This is a genomic window from Natrarchaeobius oligotrophus (assembly GCF_003841465.1).
Taxonomy (GTDB): domain Archaea; phylum Halobacteriota; class Halobacteria; order Halobacteriales; family Natrialbaceae; genus Natrarchaeobius; species Natrarchaeobius oligotrophus.
Map to the genome: position 1 here is coordinate 123,170 of NZ_REFZ01000007.1, position 20,727 is coordinate 143,896.

The window sequence follows — 20,727 nt, forward strand, 5'->3', positions numbered from 1 at the left end:
AGCCGCTGGGGAGCGAGCGCCGGTTTCCCTCCCGATAGTGGGTCATTATAACTGGGTCCGATCGAAGACGTGCGGATCGGGACGACGAAAAAGCGCAGACGGTCGACTTCCGACGGGCGATCAGGCCGCGGACCGCGGATTCGATCGCTCCGCGACGTCCGTCTCGAGGTCGATCACCCACCCCTTTCGGCCGAGGTCGTCGACGGTCGCCGTCACCGAGCGACCGTCGCGCTCGAGCGCGTCCCCGACCGCCTCGACGAGGTCGTCGGGATCGCCCCGAAACAGGATCGAGGCGGAGCCGCTCCCGTCGGGTCCGAACTCGGTCAGCGCCTGCTGGTAGCCGGTCGCGGGCGGCAGCCCGCGGAGGTCGACCGCGTCGGCGGGAACGTCGGGCCCGCCACGCTCGGCGAGGAACGCTTCGACGCGCTCGGCGAGCGATGCCACGGCGGCCGCGCCGTCCGTGTCGGGGTCGTCGAACGATCGGACGAGCGGCTCCCGGAGCGCGGGATCGAACGGAATCGGATCGATCGACGTCAGGGCCTCCTCGTTTACCGACGTCTCGAGCGTCTCCGGGTCGATCTCGTGTCCACCTTCGGTTCCGTCGCCGTAGGGGCCGTCCGAACCGACCGCGTTCGAAACGACGCCGATCGTCGGGACGTCGTTCGCGGAACAGAGCGCGGCCGTCCGCTCGGCCGCGCGAACCGCCGCCGCGGTCGGCGTGCTCACGAGCAACGCGCCGTCGAGCGGCGCCTGCTGGACGACCGTGTAGACGGCGTCGCCGATTCCGGGCGGCAGGTCGACGAGCACCACGTCGCGGTCGTCCCAGGCCGCGTTCCCGAGCAGGTCGGTGACGACGTCGTGGACCATCGCGCCCCGCCAGGCGACCGGTCCGTCGTCCGCGATCAACTCGAGGCTCACGATCTGGACGCCGTCGGCGTCGATCGGCTCCGGCCTGCCCGACGGCGTCTGACGAACGGGTCCCTCCGCCTCGAGCAGCTCCGGCGCGTCCGGGGAGTGAACGTTCGCGTCGAAGACGCCGACGTCGAGTCCCGCCTCGTCGAGCGCGCGAGCCAGCGAGACGGTGATCGTCGTCTTCCCGACGCCGCCTTTCGAACTGGCGACGGCGATCAGCGAGTCGACGCCCGTGATCGGCAGTCCCGTCTCGGGTGCGCCGGCGTTCGTCGCTTCGATTCGGACGTGGTCGACGCCGTCACAGGCCAGCGCGGCCCCTCGCAACTGTTCGGAGAGTCGTTCGGCCATCGGACGATCCAGCCGATCGAAGACGACCGTGAACGTGACGACGCCGTCCTCGAGCGAGACGTCCTCGAGCAGTTCCTCGCCGATCGGGTCGCCGCCGGCTATCCGGACCTCGCGAATCCGGTCGACGACGCGCCGCCTGACGTCGTCCGCTCGTTCTGTCGTGGTCATACGCGGCGCTACGTCTCGAGGGCGTATTTCAGCCGTTGACTCTTCTCACGCCGCGGGAACTGTTCGAACGGGACGCACCGTTCGCCGGATACCCGGAGTCGCGATCAGAACAGTTCAACGCGAATGCCGTCGCCCTCGAGGTCGCCGACGAACGCGTCCGCGTCGGTTTCGATCGCCTCGAACGTGTCGTAGTGTTCGGGGAGGACGAGATCGGGATCGACGCTGCGGGCGAACGCCGCCGCCTCGTGGCGATCCATCGTGTAGTGTCCGCCGATCGGCGGGACGAACACGTCCGCCTCGATCGACTCGTGGTGGTCGAGGAAGTCGGTGTCCGACGGGAAGTAGACGGTCGTCCCCTCGAGCGAGAGGACGAGGCCGATCACCTCGCCCTCGGCGTGGAACGGAGCGCCCTCGTCGTCGACGTGTTCCCCGTCCGGATCGTTGTACGCGGGGACGGTTCTGACGGCGATCCCGTCGACGGTCGCCTCGCCGTCGTGTGGCAGGTCGACGACGTCGAACGCGAGGTCGGACGTGTCGACGGCCTCGTAGACCGCCACCGTGGCGTCTCCGCCCGCGACCGCTTCGATCGCGTCGGGGTCGTAGTGGTCGAAGTCGTCGTGCGTGACGAAGACGACGTCGCCGTCGCCCGGTTCGTCCGCGAGCACTTCGCTCCACGGATCGACGTAGACGACCGTTCCGTCGCCGGTTTCGAGGCGAACGCTCGCGTGTCCCAGCCGCTCGAACGTGAGGTCATCGTATTCGACGGACATGATCGCTCGAGACGTACTACGCGGATCGCCTTAACTTGGCGGGCACGGCTTCGGTCCGACTTCGTCAACGGTGCTCACGTCGACGGGTGATCGCTCCCGAGCGACCGGAACCTTATGGACGCGGTGGCCGAACCCTCGAGCATGGTCCGCCAAGGACGGGACGGAGACGACGTTCGGGCCGGCGTCGTCCTCGCCGGCGGCCACTCGACCCGGTTCGGCGACGAGGACAAGTCCGTCGCTCCGCTCGCCGGCACGCCGATGATCCGACGCGTCGTCGACCGGCTCGAGCCGATCGTGGACGACATCGTGGTCAACTGCCGGTCGGAACAGGTCCCGCGGATCGAGGCGGCGCTCGAGGGCGGTCCCGACGCGTCGTTCGCGATCGATCCGGTCGACGATCGCGGACCGATGGCCGGTATCTCGACCGGACTCCGAGAAACGACGGCGAGCTACGCCGCCGTCGTCGCCTGCGACATGCCTTTCGTCGACCCCGCGCTCGTCGACCACCTCTTCGAACGCGCCGACGGCCGCGACGCCGCCGTTCCACGACTCGAGGACCGGTGGTACCAGACGACCCAGGCCGTCTACCGGGTCGACGCGATGATCGACGCCTGCGAGCGCGCCTTGGCGCGCGACGAGCGCCGGATCGTCGCGCCGCTCGACGACCTCGAGTTCGTCGTCGTCGACGAGGAGGAAGTCCGAGCGCACGCGCCGCTCGAGGCGTTCGAGAACGTCAACACCCGCGAGGAACTCGCCGAGGCGAGAGAGCGACTCGAGACGGCTCGAGACGACGAGTAACGCCCAATCGTTCGGGAACTCGACGGGCGTCGACCGGAAACCAACCGGACGTGTCGCCGTTCGTTTCGCGTTAGGCCTCGACGACCTCGACCACCGGGTCGTCGTCGATCATCCGGGCGAGTACGACCCGCGGGACGCGCGGCGCTCGCTCGAGCACTTCCGTCGCGATCTCCCGTCCAATCGTCCGATCGTCCGGCTCGTCGACTTTGTTGAGCAACGGCACGACCGTCGCCCCGTCGGGGACGTCGGCCAGCCCGCCCCGATCGCTCGCGAGCACGCGGGCGACGTCCGTCGGTCGAACCGTCTCCCCGATTTCGCGGCCGGTGATCGCCGTCACCTGATCGGGTCGGTGAACCCGTCCCGACTCGAGGGGCGTCCCGACGACGCGCACGCTCGCGAGCGGGATCACGGTGTCGACGCGACCCGGAAGCTGGGGCTCGTGGTCGTCGGGCGCTTTGAGCTCCCGGGTCCGCGCGCCGTCGGCTTTGACGAGGATCGGATCCGCGACGCCGTTGGCCGCCGCCAGATCGTCGACGACGTCCGGATCGTAGCCGACGTACCGATCCTCGCTTTCCCGCTCGGGAACGACGCCAGCGGGCCACGTGTTCGTCTCCTCGAGCGCGGCGGCGGGATCGTCGGTGACGGTCACCTTCCCGACGTGGGGATCGAAGATCGGAATCCGAACCGTCGCGGTGACGACCGGTCGCCGCCCCTCGCTCGCCGCTCGCTCGGCCAGCGCGTAGAGCGTCGTCTTCTTTCCACCCGCGCCGACGACGGCGACGAGCCCCGACTCGGCCGCAAGTGCCTCGAGAACGTCCATACTCGAGCTACCGGCGCAACCGGCTAATCGTTTGCGTCCCGCCCTGTGTGGTCTCCCGTCCGGTCGCGCCGTTCGAGGAGTGGCTCGAGCGGCGGATGATGACCGCCGCCTTCCCGAACGGATGACCGCAATTCGCGGCTTTAACACCGATCCGCGCGTACGGCCACCATGACCGAGCGGACACCGACGACCGCGAGCCGCGACCGAGACCGAGCCGTGCGCTTCGAGTACGATCCCGCGACGATCAGGCTCGGGATCGGCTGCGTCGACGACCTCGCGGACGAACTCGAACACCTCAACCTCGAACGCGCGATGGTCGTCTGCGGAAGGACCGTCGGCTCGACGCCCGAGGTGATCGATCCGGTACGAGCGGGTCTGGGCGATCGGCTGGGTGGCGTGTTCGACGAGACGACGCCGGAAAAGCGACTGCACACCGCCTTCGACGGACTCGAGCGTCTCGAGGGGAACGACTGTGACGCGCTGGTCAGCCTGGGCGGCGGGAGCAGCCTCGACGTCGCGAAGGTGATCAGCACGCTCGCCGCGAGCGATCGCTCGCGGGAGGACGTGGCCGCCGAGTTCGTCGAACGCGGAACGATCACGGTCCCGGAGGAGGGGTTGATCCCGATCGTCGCGATCCCGACGACGCTCGCGGGCGCGGACCTCACGCAGGTCGCGGGCGTCACCGCCTCGCCCGAGTCGGGGCTGGTCGACGGGAAACTCGGCGGCGGGATCTCCGGCCGCGAACTGATGCCCGAAGCGGTCTTCTACGACCCGGAACTCGTCTCGACCACCCCGGAATCGGTGCTCGCGGCGTCCGCGATGAACGGCTTCGACAAGGGGATCGAGACGATCTACGCGAACAACGCCACGCCCGTGACGGACGCGACGGCCGCGCGCGGACTCGGCCTGCTCGAGAACGGCCTCCGTTCGTACGGCCGCGGCGACCGCGAGATGGAGACGTTCGAGACGCTGCTCGAGGGAATTCTGCTGGTTCAGTACGGCATCTCGCGTCCGGGCGAGACGACGCTCTCGGTCGTCCACGCCTTCGGCCACGGACTCACGCGCACGTACGACGTCCAGCAAGGTGCCGCCCACGCCGTGGTCGTCCCCCACGTCCTCGAGTACCTGCTCGCGGACGAGAGCGCGGACGCCCGTACGGACGTACTCGCCGACGCGCTCGGCGTCGACGCGGAGGGCGATCCGACGAACGCGATCGTCGAGCGGGTCACGGCCGTCCGCGACGCGCTCGGACTACCAGCTCGGCTGCGCGACGTCGACGGCCCCGAGCGCGACGAGTTTCCGGCGGTCGCGGAGGCGATCCTCGCGGACAAGTTCATGGCGAACGCACCGCCCGGACTCGATCCCGATTCCGAGGAGATCGAAGCGATCCTCGAGCGGGCGTGGTAACGGGAGCGCGGACGCCGCGGACGATTATCGCCGTCGACGCTCGCTGTTTCGCGCTCGCCAACTCGCGGGAAACGTTCACACCCTCGATTGCTCCCGGTCGCCGATCGGAATCGCGGCTCGGGCGAGCTTCGGTCGGACGACCTGTCGTCGGTCACCGACGGTGCGCCACGGATCGTTCGCGACCGCGCCGGTGTGCGGAGACGGCGGTCCGCATCAGTCCTCGAGGTACGACGGCCGCTCGGCGTACGGAATCGGGTCGCGAACGCCGATACGCTGGAACGCCTGGAGCCGGTAGGCGCAGGCGTCGCAGGTGCCACAGGCCGGTTCGCTCTCGCGGTAACAGCTCCAGGTGTGCTCGTACGGGACCTCGAGTTCGACGCCGCGTTCGGCGATCTCGGTTTTGGACCGTTCGACGAACGGCGCTTCGATCGAGATATCGGTGTCGGGTTTCGTTCCGTCCGCGACGAGCCGTTCGAACGCCTCGAAGAACTCGGGGCGGCAGTCGGGGTAGCCGGAGAAATCCTCGCTGTGAGCGCCGACGAACACCGCCTCGCAGCCGGTGGCCTCGGCGTATGAGACGGCCATCGACAGCAGGTTCGCGTTCCGAAACGGAACGTACGACGACGGGATCTCGTCGCTCCCGAGGTCCGCGTCGGCGACTCCTACGTTCTCGTCCGTCAGACTCGAGGCCCCGATCCGCGCGAGGTGGTCGGTCTCGACCCGAAGGAAGTCGCTCGCCTCGAGCAAGCCGGCGATCCGCCGGGCGCACTCGCACTCGCGGTCTTCGGTGCGCTGTCCGTAGGAGGCGTGCAGAGCGTGTATCTCGTAGCCGTGGTCGAGAGCCTCGTAGGCGGCGGTCGCGCTGTCCATGCCGCCCGAAAGGAGGACGACGGCCCCGCTGCGCTCGGATGCGGTTCGGGTGTCGGAGCCGTCGGTCATCGCGTCGCCGGCCCCGATGGGCGTGCCGTCGCCGCGTCCAGCGGGTGCGTGGGTCGGATCGCTCGGCGTTCGGTCGCCGGTCGGTACCTCGCGGTCGGTCGTCGCAGACGGTGGGTCGGTGGGTACGTCGGTCATCGGTGTTCGCTCGCGGTCGGTCTCGTTCGTCTCACGTCTCGGGGGCGTCGTTCCAGAGGTCGACGTGCAGTCGCGGCGTATACCGGAAGCCGTGTTCCATCGCGAGTTCGGCGGTGCGCTCGCGCGTTTCGGCCAGACGCTGTCGGTTGGCCCCCTCGGGCATCAGGAGGATGTCGTCGCTCCGAATCCCGGCGTCGGCGGCGTCCTCGAGCGCGTCGAGCAGCGCCAGAATCTCCGCCAGATCGTCGTCGCCGGTCACGACGAACTTCAGCTGGAACTCGTAGCGCTCGATGAGCGCCGAGAGCGCCGCGAGGTCGATCCGGTCGTCCTCGTGGCGATCGGCCCACTCGTTCGTTCCGGCGTCCGGCGTTCGTTCGCCGCGGCCGTCCGTCGCACGGGCCGGCGCTCGCTCGGCCGTCGGCGTGCTGGTTCGAAGCTTCGGGCTGATCGACGCGAGATCGATCGGCGCGTCCCGGTAGATCGTGCCGTTGGTTTCGACGGTCGTGTGGTAGCCGCGTTCGTCGAGCGCCTCGAGCAGATCGACGCAGGCTTCCTGGAGCAGGGGCTCGCCGCCGGTGAGTACGACGTGGTCGGCGTCGTAGGATTCGACCTCGGCGAGAACCTCCTCGAGTCCCAGCCAGGCGTGGGTCGGTTCCCAGGAGGTGTGATAGGAGTCACAGAACCAACACCGGAGGTTGCAGCCGCTCGTGCGGACGAAGACGGACGGGACGCCGGCCAGGACTCCCTCCCCTTGCAGCGAGTAAAAGAGCTCGTTGATCGGGAGGCGATCGCTCGTCGCGTTCGACCGATCGGCGACGAGTTCGTCCGATCGATCGACGGAATCGGAGACCGGCATCTCAGCGCCCGCGCCCCCCGCAGAGTTCGCTCGTCTCGCTGACCCGGACGGCGACGTCGCTGACGTTGTCGGGGAGCGCCGACTCGAGTTTCGACTCGAGGACGAGGCTCATCACCTCCGCAGTCGGCGGCTGATCGAGGACGACGAGCGCGTCCTCGTCTCCCGTCTCACGGAAGGCCCCACACAGCGGATCGCCCTCCTCGAGGAGGAACATGTGATCCCACTGCTGGATTACGTCGGTAATATCTCCTTTGTCGACGACCCATCCCTCGTCGGTCACGGTTCCGGCGACCGTGACGGAGATCTCGTAGTTGTGCCCGTGGGGCCGCGAGCACTTCCCGTCGTGGTGGAGAATCCGGTGTCCGGCGCTGATTCGTATCGGTCGATCGCGACCGACGCACAGGACGCGACTGGCACCGATCACGTCGGAGTCGTCGGCCGTCTGCTCCGACGTTCGACTCGAGCCATCTTCGGGTACCTCCAGGGACATACCACAGTATTATCGAGAGAATACTTAAATTCACAGGTCGACGGAGCCGAGGCGCGGACGGGTGAGCCGAGAGACCGTCACCGGGAACGCGAGGTGACGCGCACCGGGAACCGTGAGCGACGGGAACACCGGCGCATCACGCGACCGCCGAGGGTGACCTTTCCGCGAAACGGAGCCGCCCGATTTCAGTCCTCGAGCTGGTCCTGCAGGCGATTTTTCGCCTCGGTGCGCCGTTTCTGGGAAAACTGCGGTCGTTCGTCCGAGAAGTCGACCTCGAGTTCGTCGACCGTCCGACGGTAGATGTTCGTTCGACGACCTTCCTCGGAGAGCTGTCGTCCTTCGCACGTCAGCAATCCAGCGTCGACGAGTTCCTCGATTCGGCGATAACAGGTCGCGATCGGAATCTCGATATCCTCGCTCAGTGCCTGTGCCGACTTCGGCGTTCCTGCGGCACAGAGTATTTCTGCGCTGTACTTGCTCCCGAGTGCGGAGAGAACGCCGGTCGACTTCGATTCGATTCGTTCCGGACGAGACATCGATGCACTATTTCCAATTATCAAAAGTGAATCTTGCGGTTGGTGAGAGTCTCACGACCACTGACAACCGGCGGATAGTTTTGTCGCGGCCGGTTGGACCGCGACGAGGCGGCGGCTCCGAACGAGATGCATTTGACGCCCCGGACCGAACGAGTGGCATGAACGTCGCGGTCGTAACGGTCGGCGACGAACTGCTCGCCGGCCGGACGACGGATACGAACGCAACGTGGCTCTGTGCGCGACTCGACGAACGGGGTGTGAGCGTCGAGCGCGTAACCACGGTGCCGGACCGGGTGAGCGACATCGCCCGCGTGGTCAACGAGTACCGCGCCGAGTACGACGCCGTGATCGTGACCGGAGGGCTCGGGCCCACCCACGACGACGTCACGATGGAGGGGATCGCGGCCGCCTTCGGGCGATCCCTCGAGACGCACGAGGAGGCTCTCGTCTGGCTCGAGGAGGCGGGCTACTCGCGGTCGGACCTGACGGAGGGGACCGCGGCGCTTCCACGCGGCGCGCGCGCCCTCCACAACGAAGCCGGCGTCGCACCCGGTGCGGTGATCGACGGCGTGTACGTCCTCCCCGGCGTCCCGGACGAGATGAAGACGATGTTCGAGACGGTCGAAGCCGAGTTCTCGGGGACGCTCACCTACCGGGAGGTCGTCTCGATCGACGAACCCGAGAGCGCGCTGCTCGATCGAATCGAGCACCTGCGCGAGGAGTTCGACGTCTCCGTCGGGAGCTACCCGGGGGAGTCGGTCCGTCTCGTCGTCGAGAGCACCGACGAGGCGACCGCGTCGCGAGCGGCCGAGTGGCTCCGGGAGAACGCGGAAATCGTCTAACGTTGGTCGATCACCGATAGAGGTAGACGAGCCAGACGATGGTCACGATCAGGGCGAGCACCAGCGTTCCCCAGCCGACGACGTCCATCGGAAGCGCCGGTTCGGCCGCGAGAACGCCGTCCGTGAGTTCGTTCATGGTCGCCGGTGAGTACCGGTCCCTCTTAGTTTTATAGAAACGTACCGACGCGACACCAGACGCCTTTTGCACCGACCGTTCGTACGTCGACCATGGACGCAGTCGGCTTCGTCGTCAACCCCATCGCCGGAATGGGCGGTCGCGTCGGGCTGAAAGGAACCGACGACAAACTCGAGGAGGCGCGTCGACGCGGCGGGAAACCGCGATCGCCCGACCGTGCGCGCGAGGCGCTTCGGTCCCTTCGCCGTCGCGATCCCGACCTCACTCTCTATGCGGCTCCGTCGGTGATGGGCGAGTTCGCGGCCCGCGAAGCGGGGTACGAACCGGAAGTGGTCTCCGTCCCGTCGGTGCTCGAGGACGATCCGGACGCGGTCGATCCCGCGGCGCCCGGAACGTCCGCGGCCGACACGAAGGCGGCGGTTCGCGCGTTTCTCGAGCGCGGCGTCGATCTGGTGTTGTTCGTCGGCGGCGACGGGACGGCGGTCGACGTCGCATCCGTTCTCTCGGAGTCGTCCAACGGCCGCGGCGAGACGCCGATGCTCGGCGTCCCGGCGGGAGTCAAGATCTACTCGTCGGTTTTCGCCGTCACGCCAGCCGACGCCGGCCGGATCGCCGCCACGTTCGATCGCGTCGAATCCCGCGAGGTGACCGACATCGACGAGACGGCCTACCGCGAGGGGGAGGTCCGGACGCAACTCGAGGCCGTCGTATCGGTCCCCGTCGCGCCGGACGTCCAGTCGAGCAAGCAGGTCTCCGGCGGCAGCGTCGACGCGCTGGCGTCCGGGTTCGCCCGCGAGATCGACGCAGACCGCACCTACGTCTTCGGCCCGGGCGGGACCGTCGGCGCGATCGAGACGGAGCTCGGAATCGATCCCTCGCCGCTCGGCGTCGACGTCTGGCGAGACGGCGAACTGCTGGCTCGAGACGCCTCGGAGCGTGAAATCCTCGACGCCGCCGTCGAACCCATCACGATCGTCGTCTCCCCGATCGGCGGTCAGGGGTTCGTCTTCGGCCGCGGAAACCACCAGCTTTCGCCGGCGGTTATTCGGCGAGCGGACGAGATCGAGATCGTCGCCTCCGGGAAAAAGCTCGACGGCATCGACGCGCTGCGGGTCGATACGGACGACGACGAAGTCGACGAGCAACTGCGCGGCTGGGTCCGGGTCAGAACGGGCCGGTTCACGACGCGGCTGGTCAAGGTTGTTTAAGGTCCGAGTGGCCGGTTCGGCCGAGGTCAAGCATATTACGATTTTCGAGCGTCGTAATGTGAGTATAGACAATATTAAGGTCGTCAGCCGTCTACGGACTTCCATGGAAACGCGGAAAGTCCAGCGGCTCGGGCCGTCGACCCTGGCGATGACTCTCCCCGCGGAGTGGGCGTCCGAACACGACGTCGAGAAGGGCGACGAGGTGTCGCTTCGAACCAGCGGCAAGGGAACGCTGACGGTGATGCCGGAGTCGGCGAGTTCGGAGGAGACCGAGGCCATCATCCACACCGACGACCTCGACGCGAGCGCCGTCGAACGCGCGATCGTCGCCCAGTACGTGCTTGGCCGTCGCGTTATCAGAATCGAACGCGAGGAAGGCGCACTCGAGTCCGCCCACATCAACGCGGTCTACCAGGCCGAAACGCAGCTGATGGGACTCGGCGTCATCGAGGAGACGCCCGAGAGCATTGCGATCCGCTGTTCGGTCGATCCGGAAGACTTTACGCTCGACAACCTGCTCGAGCGACTCGAGCGAACCGGTCAGACGATGCGTGGCGAGGGGATCAAAGCGCTGGCCCACGGCAACCCCGACCTCGCACAGCGTGCGCTCAATCGGGAACGTCAGGCCAACAAGATCTTCGTTCTGCTGCTTCGGTTGATCTTCACCGCCTACCAGAACCCGAACCTCGCTCGCGCGGTCGGCTTGAACAGCGGCTTTCCGCTGATCGGCTACCGATCGATCGCGAAGAACCTGGAGCTGACCGCGGACAACGGCGAGGACATCGCCGAAATTGTGATGGAAACGGAGGGTCACACGCTGGACGTGGACAACTCGGTGATGCGAGACGTCCGCGAACTCAACGACCTGGTCGACGAAATCACGTCGCTCGCGGTCGAAGCGGCCGTCGAACGAGATTACGACAAGTCGAACGAGGTTCGGAGACTCTTTCACGAGATCGCAGACAGGGAAAAGGAGATTCTCGCCGAGCTGCCGGAGATGTCGAACGAGGAACTGCTCCGGGTCCGGGAGGTACTCGTCAGCCTCCAGCAGACAGCACAGTACGCGATGCGTAACGCCGAAATCGCGGCCAACCTCGCGCTCAACGAGGAGTCCGAACACACGACGATAATGTGACTCGGACTCCCATCGGCTGAACCGTCGCCGCCGGTCCAAACAAGTGCAATTAAGAGACCCCCGTTCGAATCGACGCGCATGGCCACGCAATCGGAATCGACGGACAAAGGCGTCGGACTGGCACTCGCACTCGGTGCGCTCGCGACCATCGGCGCGCTCCTGATGGTGACGGGCGCGCCCGACATCACGGCGGCGTGGGGCTTTGCCGCTGCAATTCTCTTTAGCTCGCTCGCTGTCGTCGGAATTCACCTCTACTGGGACTGATCGACCGCCTCGACCTCATCCTCTCGCGAACGATCCGGTCGATCCACACTCCTCGAGCCGACGGTTTCCGTGCGGTCGGCTTTCGCCGCAGTACAAGAGTTAAGACCGTCTACGTCCTATATGGGGGTACGGACGATGACCGACTACTCCGACGAAGAGCAACGGATCCTCTCGTATCTCCGCGAGAACGCCGCCCGCGGCGAACGGTACTTCCGGGCGAAGAACATCGCGGACGCGATCGGACTCTCGTCGAAACAGGTTGGCGTTCGCCTCCCACACCTCGCCGAAAAGTCGGACGAGGTCGACATCGAAAAGTGGGGGCGGGCCCGTTCGACGACGTGGAAAGTCACCCTCAGCTGAATCCACGCGGCGCTAGTGACCCGCTCGACTGCGGTCCACGGTCTTTTTACCCGACAATCGCCCAGGTAGAGGCATGACTGTACGGGTCGACCGGTCGTTCGAGTTTCAGGCGCCGCCCGAACGCGTCTGGGAGTTCATCGCCGATCCCGAAAACCGCGCCCGATCGATCAGCGTGGTGGAGCGATTCGAGACCACGGAGCGGAACGGCCAAAAGACGACGTGGTACGTCGAACTTCCGATTCCGCTGGTTCGACGGACGATCGCCGTCGAGACGGAAGACGTCGCTCACAGACCCCCGGAGTACGTCGAGTTCGTCGGCACCTCGAAAGTGATGACCGTCACGGGCGAACACGAGATTATCGAAACCGATCGCGGCTCGCGTCTCGAGAACCGGTTCGTCGTCGACGGGAAACTCCCCGGCGTCGAGACGTTTTTCAAGCGAAATCTCGACGACGAACTCGAGAATCTCCGGCGCGAACTCGAACGCTATCTGCGGCGGACGGGTGAGAACTGAGATGGTCGACCCGTTCGACTCGAACGGCCGTTCCGGGGACGAACCGCTCTCGGTCGGACTCGCCCAGATTCGAGTCGAACCCGGTGCAGTCGCGGAGAACGTCGATCGGGCGGTCGCCGCGGTCGAGACGGCCGCGTCGCGGGGCGTCGACCTCGTTGCGCTTCCCGAACTGTTCACCGTCGGTTACTTCGAGTTCGACCTGTACGAACGCCACGCGGAACCGCTCGAGGGGCCGACGCTGTCCCGACTCGGCGAGGCGGCCGTCGAACACGGGGTCGCCGTCCTCTCGGGAAGCGTCGTCGAGGACCTCACGGCGACGTCCACCGCTCCGAAGCCCGCCGACGAGGGGCTTTCGAACACAGCAGTGCTGTTCGATTCGAGCGGCGAGCGCGTACTCGTCTACCGGAAACACCACCTGTTCGGCTACGAATCCGCGGAGTCGGAGCTACTCGTCGCCGGTGAACGCCTCGAAACCGCCGATATCGGCGGCGTGACGGTCGGCGTGACGACCTGTTACGACCTCCGGTTTCCGGAACTGTACCGGCGGCTCGTCGACGCGGGCGTCGAACTCGTGCTCGTCCCGAGCGCGTGGCCGTACCCCCGAGTCGAACACTGGGAGACGCTCTCACGGGCGCGAGCGATCGAGAACCAGTGCTACGTCGCGACGATCAACGGCTCCGGAACGTTCGACGACGCGACGTTGCTCGGCCGGTCGACCGTCTACGATCCGTGGGGCGTCGTCCGCGCCTCGAGCGGAGACGATCCCGAACTGGTCACGGCGGAGGTCGACCCCGACGCGGTCGAGACCGTCCGGACGGAGTTTCCGGCGCTACGGGATCGACGCCTCTGATCGAGAAACGGCGTTTCGGATCGGGGGCGTGACGCGGACGACCGACCACCGATCGTCGCGGTCGCTGCTACGGTCGGTTGTCCGTCATCGCCGCTGCTACGGTCTGTTTGTCCGTCGTTGCCGCTCATAGATCTGCTGTCCGCGATTGTCCGTGCAACCGCGAACCGTCCGCGGTTGCACCGCCACGTCGGAACGGCACTCCGTACGAAACGACTTCGATCACTGACAGCCGACCGCTGACTTTTTATTTAACCAGATACTTTTAGTCGATGCCGGTACACGGCGCTTTTCACGTCTACACCGGCATGCGCGTCGCTCCGGCCGTCGCGGCTCGTTTCCCGGGAACGAGCCACCACTCCCGTCCTCTCGCCTCCGTTCATCCTTTCCGTCACGAAAGTTCGTCACGACCGACCGGTCTGGCCCGCGCGACTCGCTGGCGTCCACTCGAATTCGCACACCGTCACCGGCGTTCGGCCGATCCCCGTCAGTCGTCTCGAGTGACGATGTCGGCAGACAGCCCCTGTGCCATCTCGATCTCGCTTGAGTTGTTCATCGTCCAGGCCGTTCGCTCGGTGACGGCTTCGATGGCCTCCCGGGCGGACGGATAGCCGTTGCCCGACTTTTTGACCCCGCCGAACGGAAGCTGGACCTCGGCACCGATACACGGCAGATTCGCGTAGGCCAGCCCGAGGTCGGCGTGATCGCGGAAGTAGTTGAGCTGGCGATAGTCTTCGGAGACGATCGCCCCCGCGAGACCGTACGGCGTGTCGTCGTGGATTTCGACCGCCCGTTCGACGTCGCCGTCGTACTCGAGGAGCGCGACGTGTGGCCCGAAACACTCCTCTTTCAGACAGCGCAGGTCGGGATCGTACTCGATCTCGTAGACGAACGGACCGACCCAGTACCCGTCTTCGTGGCCGTCAGGAACCTCGCGTTCCTCGAGTTCGAACCGGTCGACCAGCACGTCCGCCCCCTCTTTTCGGGCGAGTTCGTTGTGTTTGCGGATCTTCTCGACGTGACCGGCCTCGATCGCCGGCCCCATGAACGTCTCCTCCTCGAGGGGATCGCCGACGGCGACGCGTTCGGCGAGGTCGACGAATCGCGTTTTGAACTCGTCGTAGACGTCGGTGTGGACGATCAGGCGTTCGGAGGAGACACAGCGCTGGCCGGTGGTCTTGAAACTGGACATGACGGCCGAGTGGACGGCGACGTCGAGGTCTGCCTCCTCGGTGACGACGACCGCGTTCTTGCCCCCCATCTCGCAGGCGGCGAGCGTGCCGGGTTCACCGCCGACTTTGCCCGCGATCTCGTGGCCGACCTCGGCCGAGCCGGTAAAGAGGACGGTGTCGACGCGGTCGTCGTCGACGATCGCCGCGCCGGCGTCGCCGAAGCCCTGGACCATGTTGAAGACCCCGTCGGGAATCCCGGCGTCGTCCATCATCTCGGCGATGATCTGGCCGCACCAGGGCGTCTGTTCGGCGGGCTTCCAGACGACGACGTTCCCCTCGACGAGCGCGATCGCCATGTGCCAGAAGGGGATGGCGACGGGGAAGTTCCAGGGAGTGATACAGCCGACGACGCCGCGGGGTTTGCGGCGCATGTACGCGTCCTTGCCGGCGACTTCGGAGGGGACCACGTCGCCGTGTGGATGCCGGGCGTTGCCGGCGGCCCACTCGACCATGTGCCAGGCCTCGGTGACGTCGGCTTTCCCCTCGGAGATCTCCTTGCCGCACTCTCTGGTGACGATCTCGCCGAGTTCGTCGTGGCGGTCGCGCAACTCGTGGTGGATATCCCAGAGGTACTCGGCGCGGTCGATGTAGGAGAGGCGACGCCACTCCTCGAACGCGTCTGCGGCCGCCGAGAGGGCGGCGTCGACGTCGTCGACCGTCGCACGCCGGAACGACGCGAGCGCCTCGCCGGTCGCCGGATTCTCGCTGTCGAAGGCGTCCGAGCCGCTACCGTCGATCCACTCGCCGCCGACGTAGTGGCCGTGTACCTGCTCCGTGGCTTGCTGGGACATGCCCGAGGGTACCACGAAGTGGGTGAAAAGTACCGGTGGTGGTCGATGCGAATCCGTCCGCTCGAGACGATTTCGTCACCACCAGCCTCGCTCGAGCGACCGCGCTAGCGCCGTCCGAGATCGGCCGCCTTCTCGAGTTCGCTCCGGAGCCGCGTCGAGTCGAACTCGTGATCGGGACGGAGTCTGACGAAATCGAGAAACCGACGCGCCGACAACAGTTCCGACGGATCGTACACCGTCGAGGCCGCCTGCACGGCCTGTCGTGGTCCGATTCGAGGTTCGAGAACGGCGAGCGCGCAGGCGAGGTCGTAGGCGGTCGTTTCCGGAACACGGTCCTCGTGGACGCTCGTAGCGTCGATGAAAAAGAGGTCGCCGTTACATAGCAGGATGTTCTCAGCGCGCAGGTCGCCGTGAGCCAGTTCGTGCTGGTGCAACGTCGCGAGCATCTCGAACAGTTCGGGTGCGACTCGCTCGACGTCGGCGTCGGAGACCGACTCGAGGGTCTCGAACTCCGGGAGGTACTCGAGGACGAGCACACCCAGCCCGTTCACCTCGAAGGCCTCGATCGGCTGGGGGGCGTTCACCCCGATCTCGCGCATCCGCAGGGTCGCTTCGTACTCGTGTTCGACCATCTCCCGCGGGGTGTCGAAACGATCGAAGAAACCGCCGGTGCCAGCCGAGACCGCGCCCACGTTTCGGCCGGTCGTCAGGAGGGCGTGGACCAGCGCGTTCTGTCTGGAGACGATCTTGACGAACCACTCGTCGTCGATGACACAGGGCGTCGACAGCCAGTTGTCGGCTTCGAGAAATTCGACGCGCACCTCCTCGCGATCGTTCCGGTCCGCCAGCGACCGGATCACGCGCTCGATGCGATCCCACTCGACCGTTCCTCGAGCGAGCTGGCGGATGTCCATACGTCGAGAAAACGGCCCTGGGGGTTAAATGCGTCTCGAAGTGTCGGAGGGTGAACGTCTCCGTCGAACGCGAATTGAGGCCCACTTCGAACGTCAGAACAGAATTATTTTCATCTATGCGATGAAACCGGGTGGATATGGACGCCGTTGACGACCTCAGTGACGCGATCGACGTAACGCGGAATCTCCTGTTACCGATTCGAGCGAAGCTGTGGCTGAAACTCGCCGTCGTCGTCTTCTTCGTCGGCGGAATGGGGATGAGCGGTGGAACGCCCCCGACCGGGGACGTCACCATGTTCGCCGAGAACGTTCCCGGCGACGTCGCCGACGAGGGTCTCGACGCGATACCGGAGGACGTGTTGCTCATCGCCGGTGCGATCATCGTCGTCGTGTTGGTCCTCTGGCTTCTGTTTGCCTTACTCGGGGCGCTCATGGAGTTCGTCTTCATCGAATCGCTCCGATCGAACGAGGTCCACATTCGACGCTACGCCAAAGAGAACCTCGGGCGGGGGCTCCGACTGTTCGGCTTTCGCCTCGTTCTCGGACTGGCCGCGTTCTCGGTCGTCGTCGTTCCGCTCGTCTTTCTGTTCCTTTCGGCTCCGGACGTGGAAACGGTCGTCGGGAGCCTCCTCCTGCTCGCTCTGTTCTGGATCGCGGTCTTTCTCGTGTACGCCGTCGTGATGCGGTTTACCTCCGAGTTCGTCGCGCCGATCATGCTCCTCGAGTCGCGAGGCGTCCTCGACGGCTGGCGACGCTTCCTGTCGACGTTCAAGGCGAACTGGTCGGAGTACGTCGTCTACCTGCTTTTGGTGTGGATTCTTCAGCTCGTGATCAACTTCGCCGCCGGCATTCTCATCCTCTTTGCGGCGATCATCGTTGCGATCCCGTTCGTCATCATCGGGATCGGCCTGCTCGCGCTCGGCGACGTCGGGCTGTGGCTGGCGATCCCGGTCGCAATCGTGGCGTTCCTGCTGATTTTGCTCGTCGTCGCTCTCATTGAGACCCCGATCCGCTCGTACTTCCAGTACTACGCGCTGTTGTTGCTCGGCGACACCGACGCGGAGCTCGATCTCATCCCCGAACAGCGCGCCGAAGTTCGAAGCGACGGCGGCGAATCGGTCGACCGCGACGACGAACCGCCGACCGGCGACCGGTGGGACGACGAGGCTCGCCGCGACGACGGTGAGGACCGGTGGGACGACGACACCGACTCGAGTTACTGGGACGAGCCGGACGAGGGAAGCGACTGGGACGACGACCGAGACGACCGCGACAGGGGCTGGTAGCGCCTGGCGCGATTCCGCGATCGAAACGGTTTCGATCGCCGACGGGTTCGTCGGTGCGTTTATTCCACGCGCCGGCAAGTATTGCGTATGGACTTCGAGCTACCTGACGAACACCGAATGATCCAGGAAACCGTCAGGGACTTCTGCGAGACGGAGATCGAGCCGATCGCCCAGGAGATCGAAGACGAACACCGGTTTCCGGCGGCGGTCTTCGATCAGCTCGCCGAACTCGACGTGATGGGCGTTCCGATCGCCGAGGAGTACGGCGGCCTCGGCGGCGACACGCTCATGTACTCGCTGGTGGCCGAGGAGATCGGTCGCGTCTCCGGCTCGGTCGGCCTCTCGTACGTCGCGCACGTCTCGCTGGCCTCCAAGCCGCTCGAGCTGTTCGGAACCGACGAGCAAAAGCGCCGGTGGCTCCGGCCGCTCGCGGAGGGGGAGTACTTGGGCGGCTGGGCGCTGACCGAACCCAAAAGCGGTTCGGACGCCTCCGATATGGACACGACCGCCGAACGGGACGGCGACGAGTGGATCCTCGACGGGACCAAACAGTTCATCACGAACGCCTCCGAGGCGGGTTCGATCCTCGTCAAGGCGGTCACCGATCCCGACGCCGGCTACGACGGCATCTCGACGTTCATCGTCGATCCCCGCGAGGACGACGGCTTCGAAGTGACGACGGTGTGGGACAAGCTCGGACTCAACGCGTCGCCGACCTGTGAGATCCGACTCGAGGACGTTCGCCTCCCCGAAGACCGTCTCCTCGGCGAGGAGGGCGACGGCTGGGAACAGACCAAAACGACGCTCGACGGCGGGCGGATCTCGATCGCAGCGCTCTCGACGGGGCTGGCACAGGGCGCGTACGATCACGCGAGAGCGTACAGCAACGAGCGCGAACAGTTCGGCCGGCCGATCTCGAAGTTCGACGCGATCCGGGACACGATCGTCGACATGCACCGCAAGACCGAGCGAGCGCGATTGCTCACCTACCGGGCGGCACGCACGTACGACGCCGGCGAGCCGGTGACACGGGAGTCGGCTCTGGCGAAACTCGACGCCAGCGAGGCCGCCCGCGAGGTGGCGGAGGACGCCGTTCAGGTGCTCGGTGGCTACGGCTACACCACCGACTTCGCACCCCAACGATTCTACCGGGACGCGAAGCTGATGGAGATCGGCGAAGGAACGAGCGAAATTCAGCACCTCGTCATCGGCCGGGAGCTCGGCCTGTAACCCGTGATCGTTCCCACCGCCGGTCTGATGCTCGTCGCACTCGGCGTCGCCGGCGTCCGGTACGCGCCCGCGATCGTCGAATCCCAGCACCGCCAGGGGATGGCCCCCCTCGAGGACGAGACGATCGACGACGCCGATCGCGTCCGCGCGACGAAGGGAACGGGACTGGTCGTCGCGCTCGTCGGCGTCGGCCTGCTCGCGTACTGGTTCGTCGGATGATCCGCGTCTTCGTTCGACCCACGCCCCGTCCCTGAGGGGTAACGACGGTATCGTCGCTCGGAGGGAGTATCGGAGCTGTCCATAGATTTCGGGTGACGAACCGAGACGCGATGTCGAAGGATCGACTTCGAAACCGCCGGGTGGCTACGACAATCCATATCAGTCGTCGAGGTGGTCGTCCGCGACCGCTTCCTCGAGGACGCTTTCGTCGTCCGCGTCGAACTCCGCGTTCGCGTCCGCATCGACGGCGGGGACGACGCCCTCCGCGAGCGTCCGGACGGTCTCGAGTTCGCCGTCCCGGAGCCGCCGCGGGTAGACGCCGACCGTCGCCACGAAGTCGTCGTCCGTTTCGACCGCCTCGCTGACGTGGAGGTCGGCGTCGACGCTTCTCCCGAAGCGGTCGATCTCGCCGACGTATCGCGAGTGCACCGTCGACTGATCCAGGACGGTTACGGTGCGTTCGGTTTCGAACTGCACGTCGTCGAGGGGATCGACGGCTCGTTCGATCTCGGCGACGAGTTCGTCCGCCGACATCCCTCCGACGGGGTTGTACTCCCTGCCGACGAACTCGACTCGCGGCGTCGACAGGACCACGAACGCGGCGGTGCGTTGTTCGCCCAGCGGCCCCGCGTCGATCGATTTGCCGTACTCCGTCAGGTAGTTGATCGCGGTGACGTCCTCGGTGACGGGACCGACGCCGACTTCGCGCTCGGACGCGACGGACTCGACCACCACTGGTTCGTAACCGGTCTCCTCCCAGACGCTCGAGTCGACGCCCGCCGGCGACGATTCGTACTCGGTCAGACTGGCGCGTTCGAGACAGCCGGCGACGCACCCGAGCGTCGCCGCCGCGAGCGCGCCGATGGTTTCCCTGCGTCCGATCGTCTTCCAATCCGGGTGGTCGGTCATACGTGTGCGATCGATCGGACCCAACGGACCACGCCTCGACAGGTAAAGTCGGTCCCTGCGCTCGCGCCGATATCGGAGTCGCTCGGAGGGTTGAGACCGCCCTTTCGAACCGTCGCGTCGGCCGTCTCCGGTGACGACACCGATCCGCCGTCACTTGCGGCGTCGGTTCGTCCGGGTCAGGTACAAGACCACGACGTAGCCGATCCCCGAGAGCGCGAGCGCGATCAGAACGTTCCCGATGAGCAACTGCTGGACGACCGTCCAGGCCGATTCGGTGACGGTCTCTCCGTCCGGGATCGGATCAGTCCCGAGCACCGTCGCGCCGACCTGGAAACTCGCCAGATACACTGCCGGCTTGACCGCCGGGTTGAGCACCGCGACGGAGGCGAAGATGGCGGGCTTGCTGATCCACGACCACACCGAGACGAGGACGAAAAACAGTCCGATTCCGAGTCCGCCCGTCGGCATCGCCGTAACGAAGATCCCGATCGCGAAACTCGAGGCGACCTGATGCGGCGTGTGTTCCGCACGAAATGCTGCCGTCAGTTCGCGTCGAATCCGATCGCGGTACACGGCGAGCCGTTCCCCCAACATCCTCCTGAACAGTACAGAAACCCTGACGGCAAAAAGATGTCGAGACGAACCGAGAGATTCCCGAACG

Annotated in this window: 24 protein-coding genes; 12 read left to right on the plus strand and 12 right to left on the minus strand. The window is 66.2% G+C overall.

What is annotated here, in order from left to right; genetic code table 11:
- Nucleotides 1-120: 120 nt before the first annotated feature.
- Together EA472_RS12040 and EA472_RS12045 are read right to left on the minus strand one after the other, a co-directional pair.
- Nucleotides 121-1,428, minus strand: a complete 1,308-nt coding sequence (locus EA472_RS12040) for a P-loop NTPase (protein ID WP_124191766.1) — start codon at nt 1,426-1,428, stop codon at nt 121-123.
- Between the two features lie 104 nt (nt 1,429-1,532).
- On the minus strand, nt 1,533-2,198 hold the full coding sequence (locus EA472_RS12045) for an MBL fold metallo-hydrolase (protein WP_124191767.1): 666 nt from the start codon (nt 2,196-2,198) through the stop codon (nt 1,533-1,535).
- A 141-nt stretch (nt 2,199-2,339) separates the two neighbouring features.
- Between EA472_RS12045 and EA472_RS12050 the strand changes: the two genes are divergently transcribed.
- Nucleotides 2,340-2,996 (plus strand): molybdenum cofactor guanylyltransferase, encoded by a 657-nt coding sequence (locus EA472_RS12050; RefSeq protein ID WP_124191768.1) that lies wholly within the window; start codon nt 2,340-2,342, stop codon nt 2,994-2,996.
- Between the two features lie 70 nt (nt 2,997-3,066).
- On the opposite strand, the gene yqeC is transcribed toward EA472_RS12050, so the two are convergent.
- Entirely contained in the window at nt 3,067-3,816 is a 750-nt protein-coding gene (gene yqeC / locus EA472_RS12055; protein ID WP_124191769.1) for a selenium cofactor biosynthesis protein YqeC, read from the minus strand.
- A 168-nt stretch (nt 3,817-3,984) separates the two neighbouring features.
- On the opposite strand from yqeC, the gene EA472_RS12060 reads away from it, so the two are divergent.
- Nucleotides 3,985-5,223, plus strand: coding sequence for an iron-containing alcohol dehydrogenase family protein (locus tag EA472_RS12060; RefSeq protein WP_124191770.1), 1,239 nt, complete (start codon nt 3,985-3,987; stop codon nt 5,221-5,223).
- Nucleotides 5,224-5,436: 213 nt separating this feature from the next.
- Here the strand turns inward: EA472_RS12060 and queC are convergent, their stop codons facing one another.
- The 4 genes from queC to EA472_RS12080 all read right to left on the minus strand — a co-directional run bounded on the left by queC (nt 5,437) and on the right by EA472_RS12080 (nt 8,179).
- Nucleotides 5,437-6,162: a 7-cyano-7-deazaguanine synthase QueC gene (gene queC / locus EA472_RS12065; protein ID WP_124191868.1), complete on the minus strand. Its 726-nt coding sequence runs from the start codon at nt 6,160-6,162 to the stop codon at nt 5,437-5,439.
- A gap of 166 nt (nt 6,163-6,328) precedes the next feature.
- Complete coding sequence (locus tag EA472_RS12070) at nt 6,329-7,153, minus strand: 7-carboxy-7-deazaguanine synthase QueE (protein WP_124191771.1); 825 nt, start codon at nt 7,151-7,153, stop codon at nt 6,329-6,331.
- A gap of 1 nt (nt 7,154) precedes the next feature.
- Nucleotides 7,155-7,643 carry a 6-pyruvoyl trahydropterin synthase family protein gene (locus tag EA472_RS12075; RefSeq protein ID WP_124191772.1) on the minus strand — a complete coding sequence of 163 codons (489 nt, stop codon included), beginning with the start codon at nt 7,641-7,643 and terminating at the stop codon, nt 7,155-7,157.
- A gap of 185 nt (nt 7,644-7,828) precedes the next feature.
- Nucleotides 7,829-8,179, minus strand: coding sequence for a winged helix-turn-helix domain-containing protein (locus tag EA472_RS12080; RefSeq protein WP_124191773.1), 351 nt, complete (start codon nt 8,177-8,179; stop codon nt 7,829-7,831).
- Nucleotides 8,180-8,337: 158 nt separating this feature from the next.
- Here EA472_RS12080 and EA472_RS12085 point away from each other — a divergent pair, with 158 nt between their 5' ends.
- Nucleotides 8,338-9,021, plus strand: coding sequence for a competence/damage-inducible protein A (locus tag EA472_RS12085; RefSeq protein WP_124191774.1), 684 nt, complete (start codon nt 8,338-8,340; stop codon nt 9,019-9,021).
- Between the two features lie 10 nt (nt 9,022-9,031).
- Here EA472_RS12085 and EA472_RS23240 read toward each other — a convergent pair whose 3' ends face one another.
- A complete protein-coding gene (locus EA472_RS23240) occupies nt 9,032-9,157 on the minus strand; it encodes a hypothetical protein (RefSeq protein ID WP_279387175.1) in 126 nt (41 codons plus the stop codon).
- Nucleotides 9,158-9,249: 92 nt separating this feature from the next.
- Between EA472_RS23240 and EA472_RS12090 the strand changes: the two genes are divergently transcribed.
- The 6 genes from EA472_RS12090 to EA472_RS12115 all read left to right on the plus strand — a co-directional run bounded on the left by EA472_RS12090 (nt 9,250) and on the right by EA472_RS12115 (nt 13,488).
- Complete coding sequence (locus EA472_RS12090; RefSeq protein WP_124191775.1) at nt 9,250-10,365, plus strand: ATP-NAD kinase family protein; 1,116 nt, start codon at nt 9,250-9,252, stop codon at nt 10,363-10,365.
- A gap of 103 nt (nt 10,366-10,468) precedes the next feature.
- Nucleotides 10,469-11,500, plus strand: a complete 1,032-nt coding sequence (locus EA472_RS12095) for a phosphate signaling complex PhoU family protein (protein WP_124191776.1) — start codon at nt 10,469-10,471, stop codon at nt 11,498-11,500.
- Nucleotides 11,501-11,578: 78 nt separating this feature from the next.
- Nucleotides 11,579-11,764 (plus strand): DUF7525 family protein, encoded by a 186-nt coding sequence (locus EA472_RS12100; RefSeq protein ID WP_124191777.1) that lies wholly within the window; start codon nt 11,579-11,581, stop codon nt 11,762-11,764.
- Nucleotides 11,765-11,899: 135 nt separating this feature from the next.
- A complete protein-coding gene (locus EA472_RS12105) occupies nt 11,900-12,124 on the plus strand; it encodes a DUF7123 family protein (protein WP_124191778.1) in 225 nt (74 codons plus the stop codon).
- A 73-nt stretch (nt 12,125-12,197) separates the two neighbouring features.
- Nucleotides 12,198-12,638 carry an SRPBCC family protein gene (locus tag EA472_RS12110; protein ID WP_124191779.1) on the plus strand — a complete coding sequence of 147 codons (441 nt, stop codon included), beginning with the start codon at nt 12,198-12,200 and terminating at the stop codon, nt 12,636-12,638.
- 1 nt (nt 12,639) lies between these two features.
- Nucleotides 12,640-13,488, plus strand: a complete 849-nt coding sequence (locus tag EA472_RS12115) for a carbon-nitrogen family hydrolase (protein ID WP_124191780.1) — start codon at nt 12,640-12,642, stop codon at nt 13,486-13,488.
- A 484-nt stretch (nt 13,489-13,972) separates the two neighbouring features.
- Here the strand turns inward: EA472_RS12115 and EA472_RS12120 are convergent, their stop codons facing one another.
- Together EA472_RS12120 and EA472_RS12125 are read right to left on the minus strand one after the other, a co-directional pair.
- The gene (locus EA472_RS12120; RefSeq protein WP_124191781.1) at nt 13,973-15,508 is read right to left on the minus strand and encodes an aldehyde dehydrogenase family protein; all 1,536 of its coding nucleotides are present in this window, start codon (nt 15,506-15,508) and stop codon (nt 13,973-13,975) included.
- A 104-nt stretch (nt 15,509-15,612) separates the two neighbouring features.
- The gene (locus tag EA472_RS12125) at nt 15,613-16,422 is read right to left on the minus strand and encodes an RIO1 family regulatory kinase/ATPase domain-containing protein (RefSeq protein WP_124191782.1); all 810 of its coding nucleotides are present in this window, start codon (nt 16,420-16,422) and stop codon (nt 15,613-15,615) included.
- Nucleotides 16,423-16,559: 137 nt separating this feature from the next.
- Between EA472_RS12125 and EA472_RS12130 the strand changes: the two genes are divergently transcribed.
- From EA472_RS12130 to EA472_RS12140, 3 genes are all read left to right on the plus strand, one after another.
- Entirely contained in the window at nt 16,560-17,708 is a 1,149-nt protein-coding gene (locus tag EA472_RS12130) for a DUF7544 domain-containing protein (protein ID WP_124191783.1), read from the plus strand.
- Nucleotides 17,709-17,795: 87 nt separating this feature from the next.
- Nucleotides 17,796-18,938: an acyl-CoA dehydrogenase family protein gene (locus EA472_RS12135; protein WP_124191784.1), complete on the plus strand. Its 1,143-nt coding sequence runs from the start codon at nt 17,796-17,798 to the stop codon at nt 18,936-18,938.
- 3 nt (nt 18,939-18,941) lie between these two features.
- Nucleotides 18,942-19,157, plus strand: coding sequence for a hypothetical protein (locus EA472_RS12140; RefSeq protein ID WP_243637836.1), 216 nt, complete (start codon nt 18,942-18,944; stop codon nt 19,155-19,157).
- 159 nt (nt 19,158-19,316) lie between these two features.
- Here EA472_RS12140 and EA472_RS12145 read toward each other — a convergent pair whose 3' ends face one another.
- Both EA472_RS12145 and EA472_RS12150 read right to left on the minus strand, forming a co-directional pair.
- Nucleotides 19,317-20,066 carry a DUF6517 family protein gene (locus tag EA472_RS12145; protein ID WP_124191785.1) on the minus strand — a complete coding sequence of 250 codons (750 nt, stop codon included), beginning with the start codon at nt 20,064-20,066 and terminating at the stop codon, nt 19,317-19,319.
- 150 nt (nt 20,067-20,216) lie between these two features.
- The gene (locus EA472_RS12150) at nt 20,217-20,660 is read right to left on the minus strand and encodes a DUF2062 domain-containing protein (protein WP_124191786.1); all 444 of its coding nucleotides are present in this window, start codon (nt 20,658-20,660) and stop codon (nt 20,217-20,219) included.
- Nucleotides 20,661-20,727 lie beyond the last annotated feature (67 nt).

What these genes read in the sequence shown, in the direction of transcription:
- EA472_RS12040 (WP_124191766.1), bottom strand. Translation starts at nt 1,428, where the DNA reads ATGACCACGACAGAACGAGCGGACGACGTCAGGCGGCGCGTCGTCGAC.
- EA472_RS12045 (WP_124191767.1), bottom strand. Translation starts at nt 2,198, where the DNA reads ATGTCCGTCGAATACGATGACCTCACGTTCGAGCGGCTGGGACACGCG.
- EA472_RS12050 (WP_124191768.1), top strand. Translation starts at nt 2,340, where the DNA reads ATGGTCCGCCAAGGACGGGACGGAGACGACGTTCGGGCCGGCGTCGTC.
- yqeC (WP_124191769.1), bottom strand. Translation starts at nt 3,816, where the DNA reads ATGGACGTTCTCGAGGCACTTGCGGCCGAGTCGGGGCTCGTCGCCGTC.
- EA472_RS12060 (WP_124191770.1), top strand. Translation starts at nt 3,985, where the DNA reads ATGACCGAGCGGACACCGACGACCGCGAGCCGCGACCGAGACCGAGCC.
- queC (WP_124191868.1), bottom strand. Translation starts at nt 6,162, where the DNA reads ATGACCGACGGCTCCGACACCCGAACCGCATCCGAGCGCAGCGGGGCC.
- EA472_RS12070 (WP_124191771.1), bottom strand. Translation starts at nt 7,153, where the DNA reads ATGCCGGTCTCCGATTCCGTCGATCGATCGGACGAACTCGTCGCCGAT.
- EA472_RS12075 (WP_124191772.1), bottom strand. Translation starts at nt 7,643, where the DNA reads ATGTCCCTGGAGGTACCCGAAGATGGCTCGAGTCGAACGTCGGAGCAG.
- EA472_RS12080 (WP_124191773.1), bottom strand. Translation starts at nt 8,179, where the DNA reads ATGTCTCGTCCGGAACGAATCGAATCGAAGTCGACCGGCGTTCTCTCC.
- EA472_RS12085 (WP_124191774.1), top strand. Translation starts at nt 8,338, where the DNA reads ATGAACGTCGCGGTCGTAACGGTCGGCGACGAACTGCTCGCCGGCCGG.
- EA472_RS23240 (WP_279387175.1), bottom strand. Translation starts at nt 9,157, where the DNA reads ATGAACGAACTCACGGACGGCGTTCTCGCGGCCGAACCGGCGCTTCCG.
- EA472_RS12090 (WP_124191775.1), top strand. Translation starts at nt 9,250, where the DNA reads ATGGACGCAGTCGGCTTCGTCGTCAACCCCATCGCCGGAATGGGCGGT.
- EA472_RS12095 (WP_124191776.1), top strand. Translation starts at nt 10,469, where the DNA reads ATGGAAACGCGGAAAGTCCAGCGGCTCGGGCCGTCGACCCTGGCGATG.
- EA472_RS12100 (WP_124191777.1), top strand. Translation starts at nt 11,579, where the DNA reads ATGGCCACGCAATCGGAATCGACGGACAAAGGCGTCGGACTGGCACTC.
- EA472_RS12105 (WP_124191778.1), top strand. Translation starts at nt 11,900, where the DNA reads ATGACCGACTACTCCGACGAAGAGCAACGGATCCTCTCGTATCTCCGC.
- EA472_RS12110 (WP_124191779.1), top strand. Translation starts at nt 12,198, where the DNA reads ATGACTGTACGGGTCGACCGGTCGTTCGAGTTTCAGGCGCCGCCCGAA.
- EA472_RS12115 (WP_124191780.1), top strand. Translation starts at nt 12,640, where the DNA reads ATGGTCGACCCGTTCGACTCGAACGGCCGTTCCGGGGACGAACCGCTC.
- EA472_RS12120 (WP_124191781.1), bottom strand. Translation starts at nt 15,508, where the DNA reads ATGTCCCAGCAAGCCACGGAGCAGGTACACGGCCACTACGTCGGCGGC.
- EA472_RS12125 (WP_124191782.1), bottom strand. Translation starts at nt 16,422, where the DNA reads ATGGACATCCGCCAGCTCGCTCGAGGAACGGTCGAGTGGGATCGCATC.
- EA472_RS12130 (WP_124191783.1), top strand. Translation starts at nt 16,560, where the DNA reads ATGGACGCCGTTGACGACCTCAGTGACGCGATCGACGTAACGCGGAAT.
- EA472_RS12135 (WP_124191784.1), top strand. Translation starts at nt 17,796, where the DNA reads ATGGACTTCGAGCTACCTGACGAACACCGAATGATCCAGGAAACCGTC.
- EA472_RS12145 (WP_124191785.1), bottom strand. Translation starts at nt 20,066, where the DNA reads ATGACCGACCACCCGGATTGGAAGACGATCGGACGCAGGGAAACCATC.
- EA472_RS12150 (WP_124191786.1), bottom strand. Translation starts at nt 20,660, where the DNA reads ATGTTGGGGGAACGGCTCGCCGTGTACCGCGATCGGATTCGACGCGAA.